At 46.8% G+C, this 12,586-nt stretch carries 17 protein-coding genes; 3 read left to right on the plus strand and 14 right to left on the minus strand.

All coding sequences use genetic code 11. From position 1 onward, the window contains the following. Nucleotides 1-22: 22 nt before the first annotated feature. From AC9UC2_RS00365 to AC9UC2_RS00405, 9 genes are all read right to left on the minus strand, one after another. Nucleotides 23-505 (minus strand): type III secretion system chaperone family protein, encoded by a 483-nt coding sequence (locus AC9UC2_RS00365; RefSeq protein WP_509523904.1) that lies wholly within the window; start codon nt 503-505, stop codon nt 23-25. Continuing rightward, nucleotides 506-1,753 carry a D-inositol-3-phosphate glycosyltransferase gene (gene mshA, locus AC9UC2_RS00370; protein WP_509523907.1) on the minus strand — a complete coding sequence of 416 codons (1,248 nt, stop codon included), beginning with the start codon at nt 1,751-1,753 and terminating at the stop codon, nt 506-508. It lies immediately after the preceding gene. A 21-nt stretch (nt 1,754-1,774) separates the two neighbouring features. After that, nucleotides 1,775-2,701: an asparaginase gene (locus tag AC9UC2_RS00375; protein WP_509523910.1), complete on the minus strand. Its 927-nt coding sequence runs from the start codon at nt 2,699-2,701 to the stop codon at nt 1,775-1,777. After that, on the minus strand, nt 2,702-3,202 hold the full coding sequence (locus AC9UC2_RS00380) for a heme-binding beta-barrel domain-containing protein (protein WP_509523912.1): 501 nt from the start codon (nt 3,200-3,202) through the stop codon (nt 2,702-2,704). Continuing rightward, on the minus strand, nt 3,202-3,330 hold the full coding sequence (locus tag AC9UC2_RS00385) for a hypothetical protein (protein WP_509523914.1): 129 nt from the start codon (nt 3,328-3,330) through the stop codon (nt 3,202-3,204). The genes AC9UC2_RS00380 and AC9UC2_RS00385 overlap by 1 nt, the downstream gene beginning before the upstream one ends. Nucleotides 3,331-3,346: 16 nt before the next feature. Next, entirely contained in the window at nt 3,347-4,246 is a 900-nt protein-coding gene (ygfZ, locus tag AC9UC2_RS00390) for a CAF17-like 4Fe-4S cluster assembly/insertion protein YgfZ (RefSeq protein ID WP_509523917.1), read from the minus strand. A 26-nt stretch (nt 4,247-4,272) separates the two neighbouring features. Then, on the minus strand, nt 4,273-4,683 hold the full coding sequence (locus AC9UC2_RS00395) for a Fur family transcriptional regulator (protein WP_509523919.1): 411 nt from the start codon (nt 4,681-4,683) through the stop codon (nt 4,273-4,275). Between the two features lie 32 nt (nt 4,684-4,715). Next, nucleotides 4,716-5,159 carry a DUF4395 domain-containing protein gene (locus tag AC9UC2_RS00400; protein ID WP_509523922.1) on the minus strand — a complete coding sequence of 148 codons (444 nt, stop codon included), beginning with the start codon at nt 5,157-5,159 and terminating at the stop codon, nt 4,716-4,718. Between the two features lie 174 nt (nt 5,160-5,333). Then, nucleotides 5,334-5,741 (minus strand): thioredoxin family protein, encoded by a 408-nt coding sequence (locus AC9UC2_RS00405; protein WP_509523924.1) that lies wholly within the window; start codon nt 5,739-5,741, stop codon nt 5,334-5,336. Nucleotides 5,742-5,758: 17 nt separating this feature from the next. Between AC9UC2_RS00405 and AC9UC2_RS00410 the strand changes: the two genes are divergently transcribed. After that, nucleotides 5,759-6,439 (plus strand): winged helix-turn-helix transcriptional regulator, encoded by a 681-nt coding sequence (locus AC9UC2_RS00410; protein ID WP_509523926.1) that lies wholly within the window; start codon nt 5,759-5,761, stop codon nt 6,437-6,439. 3 nt (nt 6,440-6,442) lie between these two features. Then, a complete protein-coding gene (locus AC9UC2_RS00415; RefSeq protein ID WP_509523929.1) occupies nt 6,443-6,919 on the plus strand; it encodes a GNAT family N-acetyltransferase in 477 nt (158 codons plus the stop codon). A 1-nt stretch (nt 6,920) separates the two neighbouring features. Here AC9UC2_RS00415 and AC9UC2_RS00420 read toward each other — a convergent pair whose 3' ends face one another. From AC9UC2_RS00420 to AC9UC2_RS00440, 5 genes are read right to left on the minus strand one after another with little or no spacing between them, the layout of a single operon-like run. Further along, a complete protein-coding gene (locus AC9UC2_RS00420) occupies nt 6,921-8,057 on the minus strand; it encodes a hypothetical protein (RefSeq protein ID WP_509523931.1) in 1,137 nt (378 codons plus the stop codon). A gap of 41 nt (nt 8,058-8,098) precedes the next feature. Beyond that, nucleotides 8,099-9,448 carry a transaminase gene (locus AC9UC2_RS00425; RefSeq protein ID WP_509523933.1) on the minus strand — a complete coding sequence of 450 codons (1,350 nt, stop codon included), beginning with the start codon at nt 9,446-9,448 and terminating at the stop codon, nt 8,099-8,101. A 9-nt stretch (nt 9,449-9,457) separates the two neighbouring features. Beyond that, nucleotides 9,458-10,225, minus strand: coding sequence for an aldose 1-epimerase (locus tag AC9UC2_RS00430; RefSeq protein ID WP_509523935.1), 768 nt, complete (start codon nt 10,223-10,225; stop codon nt 9,458-9,460). Further along, entirely contained in the window at nt 10,225-11,127 is a 903-nt protein-coding gene (locus AC9UC2_RS00435; protein WP_509523938.1) for a carbohydrate kinase family protein, read from the minus strand. Before AC9UC2_RS00435 ends, AC9UC2_RS00430 begins: the two co-directional genes overlap by 1 nt. After that, nucleotides 11,124-11,615 (minus strand): heme-degrading domain-containing protein, encoded by a 492-nt coding sequence (locus AC9UC2_RS00440; protein ID WP_509523941.1) that lies wholly within the window; start codon nt 11,613-11,615, stop codon nt 11,124-11,126. Before AC9UC2_RS00440 ends, AC9UC2_RS00435 begins: the two co-directional genes overlap by 4 nt. Nucleotides 11,616-11,643: 28 nt before the next feature. On the opposite strand from AC9UC2_RS00440, the gene AC9UC2_RS00445 reads away from it, so the two are divergent. Beyond that, nucleotides 11,644-12,576, plus strand: coding sequence for an aldo/keto reductase (locus AC9UC2_RS00445; protein ID WP_509523943.1), 933 nt, complete (start codon nt 11,644-11,646; stop codon nt 12,574-12,576). The last annotated feature ends 10 nt before the right edge of the window (nt 12,577-12,586 follow it).

The following is a 12,586-nucleotide window of genomic DNA, read 5'->3' on the forward strand; positions in this document are numbered from 1 at the left end:
CCACTAATTCAAATAAAACTAGTTAAACCAAATGCTTAAATGCATCTAAATTGGCCAAGGATTCGCCACGAGATACGCGCCAAGCCCATTCGCGGCGAATTGCATTTGCAAAGCCAAGTTCCAGTAATGGATTAAATGAGTTGTCACTGTATTGCAGGACCGAGCCAATCAGTCGATCTAGTTCGCGATCTGTGACGGCAAATAATGGCAGGCGGCCCACCAGAAAGATGTCCCCGGCCTCGTTAGTTGCAAAAGCGATTCCATACATAGAAGCATTTTTTGACATGCACCATGCATGAACATCTGCAGCGTTGTCATCGGGTTTGCGAATTACGAAAGCATTAATGCTAAGCGAATGGTCGCCGACAATCAGCGCACAGTGAGTTTGTAGTTTTTTCTCTCCTGGCAAGCTGACTAAAAATGTATTGGTGTCTTTACATTCGTATTCCAAATCATGAGAATCTAGAAACTCTTCGATAGTGATGCGTGGGTCGATCGCAGCCATTTACGCTTCCAAAGATTTACGTAAATCGCTGATCACTAAATCATAAATATCCAGGGTTCCGCGCGCGGTTACATCCCATCCAAAGTGCGATGCATGTTCAATCGCACCCATAGAAAGCAGTACCCGGCGCTGTGGCTCTTGCAGCAAGCGGGAAATAACCGATGACCAAGCTTTTGGATCATGTCCATCAACTAGAACTCCAGAAATACCATCTGCTACTGCTGTACGAAGTCCGCCAACTGCAGTTGCTACAACCGGTGTTCCGCAGGCTTGTGCTTCAAGTGCAACTAAACCAAAGCTTTCGCTATAGCTAGGAACGATTACTAAATCTGCAGCTCGGTACCACTGCGGTAATTCCTCACGTGGAACAGGTGGCGTAAAGCGAACTACATCATCAATTGCAAGCCAAGTAGATAGTTCTTTTAGGCGATCAACTTCTTCGGTGTTAGCACCGGATGCCCCGCCCACGATGTTGACGATTAATCTGTGACGCAAAAGCGGTGTGTGCTTAACCAATTCACTTGTTGCGCGAATAAGAACTTCTGGGCCTTTATGTGGCTGAATGCGACCAACAAAAGAAACAATCAACGCATCATGAGGTTGGCCAATGAGATCGCGTGCCACGATGCGGCTTTCACCTGGTGTAAATGTATAAAGATCAACGCCAGGGCTTACAACGTGCACGGTATCTGGGCAGGCATCGTAGAGTGATACCAGACTTGCACCTTCGGCATCGGTGTTAGCAATTAACGCATTTGCTGCGGCAACAACTTGTGTTTCACCTTGGACGCGAATCATTGGTTCAGGTGTTTCACCTTCAGCTAGATTCAAATTCTTTACGCGCGCCATTGTGTGCATGGTGTGAACTAACGGAATACCAAGCTCTTTGGCTGCAGGCATCGCAACTTTTCCAGATAGCCAATAATGCGAATGAATAACATCGTAGTTTTCGGTACGCATGAGGCGAGAAAACTCTTGAGACAAACCAGAAATATGAATTGGCAACTGCTCTTTAGTTAAAGTTCCATGTCCGCAATCAAAGTGGCGAACGCGCACTCCCGGTGAAATTTCCACAATGTCAGGTTGGGCTGCATCTGTGCGACGAGTGAAAATATCAACGCTGACACCCATTGCTGCCATGCGCTGGGCTGATTCCAAAACATAAATATTCATGCCACCAGCATCGCCAATACCTGGTTGATCCAGGGGCGATGTGTGCACCATCAAGGTTGCAATGCGGCCATTCATAGGCTTTAAGGGTACGGGGTGTTAGAAGGTTGCGCGAATAACACCGATTGGTAAGCCTGCACCAAGGGTGCTTACTGGCTCTTCATGCGCATCGATACCAAATTTTGCAAGTGCCGCTGCAGTAATTGCCGGCATCGCACGTTGACCGCCGTCACTGATTTTAATTGCCAAGGTTCGACCATCAGGAAGTGATGCAACATTGACCGCTTCTGCGCCTTCTTTCATAAACAATCCCGGAACATTTTGCATCATGCGAGTTGTTAGTCGACCTGGACCAGAAACCATTTCAGGAAAGTCGCGACAAGCTTGTGCAACATCTTGATGCACTTGATCAGTACTTATTGTTAAGTTACGAATTGCGCGCGCAAGACCTAGTAATGAGAAGAGAAATAGCGGTGCACCGCAGCCATCAACACTTGTCAGCGCAACATCTTCACCGCTCATCGCTTCAACTTCGCCCCTGATGGCAAGTTGTAATGGATGCGTTGGCTCTAAATACGTTTCGGTGGGCCAGCCATTAATTACACATGTCGCAAGCATTCCTGCATGCTTTCCGCTGCAATTCATCGCTAAACGTGTTGGTTCTGCAGTTCGTCGAAGTTCTTCATCTAATGGACGATCCAAAATGCATTTCAGCGAATGCTCATCAAGGCCCGCTTTAGCCAAAATAGCTTGCGCTCCTTGTTGATGCATTGCGGTTCCGGCGTGGGACGCGCAGACCAAAGCCAATAAACGTGGCTCAATATCTAAGCCAGCACGCACCATGGCTGATGCCTGAATAGATTTCAAGGATGAACGCGAATAAACATCTAGCGTTGGATCGCCCAGCTGAAAAAGAATTGATCCGTCAGCATTTAGCAAAACAAGGTGACCTGCATGAACAGATTCAACGACCCCGCTACGTGTTACTTCGGCTAAAACTTCTCCCAGCAAATTTGGTGATTTCAATTATTCGCTCTGACGTTCAAGCGATGACCACAAGTGCGCCTGTAGTTCGTGACCATTAGCTGCCATGTCGTATGCGCTAAACAACTGTCCTTCGACAAGACCATACAAACGAACACCTTCATCAACAGTTTTTGCAGATGGCGCGGCGTACCCGCGATCCAAAACAAGTTGGATCTTCGGACCATCAAACTGTCCAACCCACCCTTCAGTAATTCCGGTGTTGTGTGAAATAACAACTTCTAAAACATTGTTGGGCTTTGGGCGCCAGAAGCCAGCTTCTGATGCACCTGGGCGAACGATTTCGCCTTCAGCATCAATGATCCAAGAGCGAGAAAAGTAGTTAAGAAAATTGCGACCATCGTGATTAAAAACAACTTCTTGCGCGTATTCGAAGGCTGGAATACCTGGATATTCGCCGCGACCTTTTCCACGCCACGTTCCAACGATCCATGCCAATGGATTTAATTCTGGATGCAAACCTTCAGGGATTGTAAAAACCATTACGGACGTTGCCTCCAGTTAGTAATGCGTCGCGCTTGCGATTGGCGACCTTTAAATGCATAAATGATGAGCGCTACACCCAGTGCAATGGCAACAAGGCCAAGGATTACTGATGTGAACAACTCCATGGCTTAAGAATAGCGGTTAAACAATCACCTGTTGCGAAGCTGGAATTCCATCAACGCTCAGCGTTGCATCAATCGGAGTATTTCGCTTCACGATCGCAAGTGCAATTGTTCCTAATTCATGATGACGGGCAACGGTTCCAACAAATCCGACTACGACTCCGTCATTTTCAACCTTAGTTCCAGCAGCTGGAAAACCAACATCGCTGCCATCAAGGTGCAGCATTACTAAACGACGTGGCGGATTTCCTAAGTTATAAATCTTGGCAACAGTTTCTTGGCCACGATAACAACCCTTTTTCATATGAACCGCACTATTTAAAACACCTAGTTCATTCGGAATTGATTTGTGATCGGTTTCAAAACCAATACGTGGGCGATGTGCCGCAACTCTTTCGGCATCCAAGGCCCATGTTCCAACTTGTGTTGCGACTCCACCAAATGTTTGCTTCATTTCTTCTAGCTCTGTGCGCGGAACTAAAGCAAAGGGTCCACCGATTTCAGTTGGTGTACCCGGTGCGCGTAAAACCACATATGTATCACTGACATCTGCCACATCAACTCGAAGCATGAACTTCATCTTGGTTAAGTATTCGACCAAATTGTCCGAGTAGCCCGGATCTAAAACTAAAAATGTGGCCGTGCCATCATCGACTAAATTGAATTGATATTCGACATGGCCCTTGGCATCTAAAATCATGCCGGGCATCCACACACCAGGTTGTAGATCGCTAACAAACTGTGTTGTTAAATCATGTAGCCATTTCAGGCGATCAACACCTGATACTGAAATCACTGAATAATGTGAAAGATCTGCCCACGCAGTTCCAGCTTCTAATGCGCGTTGTTCCTTAACTGGTTCTCCAAAATGCCAGATGGCACCTTTGTCAGGACCATCTTCAACAAGAACCGCGCTCATGCGCTTAGCCTATCTAAGAATGAAAATTAGGGCTTAACGCAGGCAGCGCAGGTGCCAGTGATTGCAAAGTGCGTTACATCAGTCTTAAAGCCGTAATCATCAGCCAATGAGTTCACAAAGTTAGCTGCAACTTCGATTGGAGCATCTCCGATAGATCCGCACTTATCGCAGACAAGGTGCAGGTGGGTTAACTCTTCAGCTGCGTGATAGGTCGCACCGCCGTGCCCCAAGTGAGTGTGTTGAACTAAGCCAACATTTTCTAGGGTTTCAAGGTTGCGATAAACCGTTGAAAGATTGATTCCAGGATGTGTTTGGCGAACTTTTTCAGCAACTTCTTCCGGTGTTGCATGTCCCAATGCGCGAACTGCAGAAAGCACTAATTCGCGTTGCGGGGTTAAACGCAATCCCTTTTCATGGAGCTCATGTTTTCCGGCCATGTGAGAACTCTACCTGCTTGCCCTGTTAGGGCTTACTTTGAGCGTGCGCGCAGGAGCAGAAGGTAGATCTCGCAACCAAGGCAGAAGTTAAATGCCGCGTTCAAGAAAGCCGCACCCAGTGCACCGGCAACTGCGATAGTAAAGACAAGATCTAAACCTGTTGCTGCGCCAACAATTGCAACCAGTGCAAATAACAGACCAACTCGTTGTGCAAACTGTGGTGGCTTAACTTCTTCAGTTGGAACTTCGCCCTTTAGACGGGGCTTCACAATTGTCTTGTAAACAAATGCATACGGTGTGAACTGTGGTCCCTTAAAGGCACCGATTGCAAAAACTAATGCCTGTACAACAATGAACCACACATTGTTAGTTGCGAGCGCTGCTGCCAATACAACTGTTGTGATCGCCGCGCCAAAACGTGGGCCGCGTGCATCTATTAGAACTGTGCTCTTTACTGAATTTGATACCTGTGTCATTTTAAATCCCTTGTTAGTTAGTTGCTATTAATTGTTGGATGAAGAAACAATTAAGCAATACACAAGGAAGCAGTCATACGGCCGTAATCAATTACACGGCGCTTAGTGGCTGCTAACAACATGAGTTAAGAGTAAACAAGCTCGCACACTTTCGCGAGTTGCAACTAATTCGCATTAAGCGATGGCAGAGATCGCCTTCAGCACCTGATCACGCTTAGGCGCACCCATCGCACGGCCTACTTCATGCCCGCGTGAATCCAAGAACAGCGTCGTTGGAGTGCTGCGGATATCTAACTTGCGCACTAATTCAAGGTTGGCTTCGGCATCTACTTCTACGTGGGCCACATCAGCCATATCGGCGGTGACATCTTCAATTAGCAACCGCGTAGCTCGGCACGGTCCGCAAAAGGCCGATGAGAACTGCAAAAGGGTTGCTCTGGAGCCCAAATCCGCCCCGATCATGGCCGCCGTAATCAATCCCTTATCGGACTTAACCACGACCTTGCCCCGCGAGCGGTTATGCCAAAAACCAAAGGCTGTAGCGATAGCCAGCACGATCACAATTGGAAGCAAAGATTTCACGGGAGTAGTCTGTCTCAATGGCGAAGGTTCTGCTACTTACGAACACTCTTGGTGCCAGCGCAGAGGTGCTTCCAGCACTGGGTTTACTGCAGCACCAAGTAAAGATTCTGCCTGCCGAAGCTAGCGTTCTAGTTGACGCTCCAGAAGCCGACATTCTTTTAATCGATGCTCGTCGCGATCTGCCAACTGTTAAATCTTTTGCAAAACTTCTTGATTCAACCGGTGTTAGCTGCCCCATCATCGCAATTACAACTGAAGGTGGCCTAACGGCATTTAATGCGGACTGGGGAATCGATGATGTAATCCTTGATACCGCAGGTCCTGCCGAAGTCGATGCGCGTATCCGTATCGCACTTGGCAAGCACGCAATTGAATTAGTTGCATCCGACCCACATGCAGGAGAAATCAGAAGCGGTGAAGTAACAATTGATGAATCAACGTACACCGCTCGCCTTAAGGGAAATGTTCTAGATCTAACTTTCAAAGAGTTTGAATTATTGAAATACCTTGCACAACACCCAGGTCGTGTTTTCACACGCGCACAGTTGCTCCAAGAAATCTGGGGCTATGACTACTTTGGTGGAACCAGAACAGTAGATGTTCACATCCGTCGTCTTCGTTCAAAGCTTGGCCCAGAATTTGAAGCCATCATTGGCACAGTTCGAAATGTTGGTTATCGCTTTACTGTTGATGCGTAAATCATGCGTCACATTCTTAAATTACATCGCGATCTAGATACCAACTCACTTCCGCAAGCAGATCACGATTACACAATCGAAACCTTTAACCCAGCTATTCACAAACAACAATGGCTGGACCTAAACAATTTAGTTTTCTCTCATCACCCAGATCAAGGCAATTGGGCGATGCAGGACCTAGACAATCGCATGGCCGAACCCTGGTTTGATGAAAAAGGTTTCTTTCTTGCAACTGAAAACGGAAATATCGAAGGCTTTGTCTGGACCAAGATCCATCAGGATTTAATTAATCAAGACCCAGTAGGCGAGCTATACGTCGTTGGAACCCACCCAGATCACGCTGGCAGAGGCATCGCCCGCGCTCTGTCAGTAGAGGCCATCAATTACCTTGTAAATAAAGGACTTAAGCACGCGATCTTGTACGTCGATGCCGACAACGAAAAGGGTTTGAAACTGTATGACTCGTTAGGGTTTAACTAACTTACTTCTTCTTGTAACCAGCAGGGCACTTTGGATTTACAGCAGTTACCTTCTTTGAGGTTTTTCCCTTGACGCATCTAATTGTTGTCTTCTTCGCAGCTGGCTTAACTGTGGCAACAACTGTCGCTGAAGGGGTTGGCGTTGGCACAGGTGTTTCAGTCGGTGTAGGAGTTGGTGTTGCCGTTGCAACCGGAGTTGGGGTAGGTGTAGGAGTTGGGGTAGCGACTGGCGCTTTCCATGTCAAGGTCGCGCGCTTCAAAATGTAGTTTTCATCAGTTCGTTTTCCAGGTGCAGCTGAAGCGTAGTAAATACGCCAAGTGTTAGTTCCAGTTTCATAACCTGTTGGATCTAACGCTGACTCGCTATTCGATGAAATTGCATTCGGCAAAACATCCCAAGCTAGACCGTCTTTAGATGTTGCCATGTACAAATATTGCGTTCCAGCACCAGGACCAGTTGAAACCATCATCAACCAATCTCCATCTGTTGCACGCAAGATATCTGTATCAACGTAACCACCTGTTAAACGTGTTCCAGCATCACGGACAAATGACGACGCCGTCGCATCAGTCGAAGTCGCACTAACAACAGATTCAGGTAGACCAGGTTTTGCAGTTGCCTGATCTGCTAACACCCAATACACGCGCACTCTTCCGTCAGGTAACACGACTGAATCAGGTACACCCCAAGCTCTTTCACTTTGTGGAACGCTAGAACCAGCGACATTTAGATCTGAAACAGCACCGTGTGCCAAAGTATTTCCAGTAACTGTTGCAAACCTAATCTTCTTTCCTCCTGGACCCATTTCAACGAAAAATACTTTTCGAGTTCCATCTTTAAGGGTCACAAAGGTTGCATCTGACCCAAAACGAGAAGTCAATGTTTGGCGAACACAACTTCCTGCTTCGTTGCAATCAACCACCATCACGGGGTCTGGAAGGGCATCAGGGGATGCAAACCAAATGCGATCTAAACCACTAGCTGTCTTTTCAACATACGGGCTAACGCCTCTAAGGTTTAAGTTGATGTTTTCAGGGGTAAATGTCCAAGTACCACCTGTTTGATTGGCGTTAGCTAAACTCATTAACAATGTGGAGCTCAGTACAACTGCACTGAAAAGGACGATCAATCTCTTCATAAGAAAAGTTTCCTACAACTTTTTGTTAAAATCAATAAAGATTATTGAACTAATTCAGCACACATGATGTTAAACGCCTTTGTATGGGCATCCACATCGGCGACAGTTGTATCCGGGCACATCAAGGCCATGTTGTGGAACGGCGTGATCAAAAAGCCATCATTCAACATACGCAAATGAATGTACTGCTCTAGTTCAAAGTCCCCAGCGTTGTTGGCATCTGCCCCAGTCACTGGTGCAACTTTGCCAAACATGTATTCACCACGTGCACCTAAACGATTACAGGTCCATGGCAATTCAAATTCAGTAATCGCAGCATCAACGCCATCTGACCAACGAGTTCCTAAATCAATCATGCGATCAAAGTTTTCTTGAGTTAAAACTTGTGTCAAAGTTGCACGCATCGCAGCTAATGACAACGCGTTACCCGCCAAAGTTCCGCCGACGCCACCAGTATCAATAATTTCAAGTTCGACCATTGATTTAATCTTGTCTGCAATGGCTTGCGTCATGCCAAAAGTTCCAGTTGGAATTCCGCCACCGATTGCTTTGCCAATCGTTAAGAAATCAGGCTCTAGATTGCGGTCGGCAGTCATTCCACCAGGGCCCACAGAAATCGTGTGGGTTTCATCAATAATCAAAATCGTGCCGTACTTCTTGGCTAATTCGGCTACAGCTTCTAGATACCCAGCTTGTGGCAAAACGATTCCAACATTTGTCATTGCAGGTTCCATCAAGATCGCTGCCACATCGCCATTTGCCAAAGCTTTTTCCATGCCAGCAATATCGTTGAATTCAACGACGCGAGTTGTTTGATCCAGCGCGACAGGTGCTCCGATATTTCCTTCGCGGGCAACTGTGTTTCCTAGTGCGTTAAGCGTTGCAAAGGTTTCATCAACTGAGCCGTGATAACAACGGTCAATAACAACAATCTTTGAGCGTCCAGTAATCATTCGGCTGTAGCGAATAACGTGGCGATTAGCATCGGTAGCTGAGACCGTAAATTGCCATAGCGGCAAACCAAAGCGGGCTGCTAGTTCTGCTGACACAATTGCCGCATCTGCTGTTGGCAACATCGCAGTAATTCCCTTACCTGCTTGTTCACGGATCGCAGCAACAGTTGCATCTGGTGAATGCCCAGTCATGGACCCGGTATCACCTAAACAAAAATCAATGTAGGTATTGCCATCAACATCGGTAAAGCGCGCACCTTTTGCCTCTTGCACAAAGACTGGATGTGCCCCAGGCCATTTAGCCATCCATGACATTGGAACTCCGCCAGGCATGTTCTTTTGCCCAGCCTTAAACATTTCACCGCTCTTTGGATGCAGGGCTAAGAAACGTTCATCTTCGATTTTACGAAGGGCTGCTAGACGGTCGCGATTAATCATTTACAAATCCTATTCGAGTGATTCAAAAACAAACAAAGCTTCGATGTAGTTCTCACCACTAATTCCTAAATTCTGCGCATCAGGGGGCGCCGTCTGTGGCTCAATACATACGCCATCTGAATCTTCACTATAAACAACCCACCATGGCGCATCACATTCGATTGAAATACGTGCCACATCTTCCCAAACAACTGCAGGGGTTCCTTTAATGCCCGTAAATGCATCATCCCAAGGCGGTTGTGTTGGTGCACTGCGCTTTCCGGTTGGAATTCCATCACTGCCACGGATCAACATTTCTGTTGCATCAAATTCAATTTCTGCGCTGCCTCCGCGTTCTAGATCGCGGGCAAACCATGGATGAAAACCAAGCCATGCTGGCAGGTCACAACCATTTGGTTCATATTCCAAGGACCAGCGAATCGCATCATCTAAAACTTCAATCTTTTGTTCAACTGTTGCATCGCCATACGGTGACGGTAAGTGCAATAAAGAACGCCCTGGACCAATTTCTTGCCAGGATGAGATAAGCCCAAAACCATGCAACGCATGTGGTGGATCAATAGTTGCTGGCAACTGAATCTGTTGTCCCGCGCTATTTGTAATCAAACCTTCTTTGATTCGCCCAGCCCACGGCGCCATGGAATACCAACCCGATGTGTGAACCTGTCCGCGGAAAGGAACTGCGAATTCATTTTCGCGCCATTTCAGCGAAGTGATTCGCGCGCCATTGTCATCATCGATTGCGATTTGAAATTCTGCATCATCAATAAATTGCATTAGGCATCCAACGCTTCTACTAGTTCGTGCAATCGCGGTGGCTGAGCGCCAGCACGTGAAACGGTAATTCCTGCAGCAATTGCTGCGCGATGTAGAACTGCGTTTAGTACCTGTCCCTGTAAACCATTAACTGAATGCTTAATAATGCCTTCGACCAAAATCGCACCGACGGTATCGCCCGCACCGACAGTGTCTACAACGGTGACCTTTGCACCATCGACTTCTTCAAGACCATGTTCTGTGTAACCAATAATTCCGTGAGCACCGCGAGTAACAACGACCAATGATGTGCCACCAGCCAACCAGCGCTTTGCTACTTCATCCATTGTTTCATCTGGATACAGCCAAGAAATATCATCATCTGAAAGCTTTACGACGCTAGATATTTCTACCCATTTTTCAACTGCGGCAACATACTTATTGCGATCACCCACAACTGATGAACGCACGTTAGGATCAAAGACAACTGGTGCAAATTCTGCAGTCTTTACTGCCCAGTCGTATAAAACAGTTGATGCTGGTTCAACAATTGTGACCAAGGTTCCGATGTGCAAAACAGCTGGTTTTAAGTGTTCAGCATCTGGCAACCACGAAGTATTGAAATCAAAGGTTGCTGTGCCATCAATTAAGAATTCATAGGATGCAGATCCAGCGGCATCCAAAGTAACTGTTGCGGTGCATGTTGGCTTGTCGCTGCTTAATGACAAACCTAAACCAACGCCGTCTTGCTCTAATTCTTTGCGTGCACTGACACCGTAAGCATCAGTTGAAATTCCAGCGATGAAATCAACCTCATATCCCAAACGCGCTAATGCTTTTGCAGTATTTGCCGGTCCTCCACCAACAACTGGACCAGTTGGCAAAATATCGATTAATACTTCTCCGCACACCCAAATGCTCATAGCAGTTCGCCTTTGCGCGCCAAGAATTCAGTCAACACATCAACACCCAACAAATGATCCTGCACTTGTGGCAAACCGCTAATCAACAAAATTCCAACACAACCCATGCCCTTAACATTTAGTGGCAACCCACCACCATGAATCGCATGTGTTTCTTCGGGCAAACCTTTTACGGTATACCAATCAATTCCTTGTTCTTCAGCTAATACGCGTTCATACATCGTTGAATTGCCAGTTGCTAAAACAACGCGAGCTTTGCGCGCAATCCACGAATCATTATCCGGATTAGAACCAGGCAGTGATGCGTGAAAAACAACCCATTCTTTCAATCGGACTTCGACTGCAATTGCTAAACCGCGTTGGAAACCAAAATCCATTGCGATTTCGCCAATTTCTATCGCCTCTTTTTGCGACAAGGATTCCAGTTCAAGAGTCCGCGCTTCTAGCGCTAACCCTTCACTTGAAAATCCACCAGTTGTAGTCGCCATGGCGTTAATTGTGCCTTAATCTGGAGCCATGATCACTATCCCTGAATCCGACCTTGTTGTTCACGAACTATGCCTGGGCAGCAATATCTTTGGCGGAAATGCCACTGAGGCTGAAAGCCACCTAGTAATGGATGCCTACAAAAGCCATGGTGGCAACTTCATCGACACCGCAGATATGTATAACCAGTGGGTCGAAGGCCATGTCGGTGGAGAATCCGAGACAGTGATCGGCAATTGGATGAAATCACGGGGAAATCGCGCAGAGATGGTGATCGCAACCAAGGTTTCAAAAATGGATACTCGCCCAGGATTGTCAGCAAAGAACATTTTCGCGGCTTGCGAAGAATCTCTTAATCGTTTGCAAACCGATTACATCGATTTGTATTACAGCCACGCAGATGATGAAACTGTTTCACTAGAAGAAACACTTGGGGCATACGCACAATTAATCGCCGAAGGAAAGGTGCGTTACATCGCAGCCAGCAACTTCAGCGCATCACGCCTTCGCGAATCAATCGCCTACAGCGAGAACAACAACATCCCTGCATACATCGCTGTTCAGGATTTATATAACTTGGTGGATAGAAAGAAATACGAAACAGATTTAGCCCCAGCGGTTGAATCACTTGGTATTTCAAATATTCCTTTTTACGGAATCGCTCGCGGATTCCTTACTGGAAAATATCGCCCAGGAGTAACAGAAGTAGATTCAAAGCGTGCAGCTGGTGCTCGCGAGTATGCAACTGATAAGGGTTACGCAGTTCTAACCGCCATGGATGAAGTTAGCGCCGCTCACAACAGAGCTCCACTTTCTGCGATCGCACTTGCTTGGTTACGTTCACAACCATCAGTAAGTGTTCCCATTGCATCAGCACGCACAGTGCCGCAGTTAGAAGAGATCGTTCAGGTTATTGAACTTACAAGCGATCAAATAGAAAAACTCAACGCTCTTTCTGCTTAACTGAAATGGC

Origin of the sequence: Candidatus Planktophila sp. (assembly GCF_036734405.1) — a bacterium.
GTDB lineage: Bacteria > Actinomycetota > Actinomycetes > Nanopelagicales > Nanopelagicaceae > Planktophila.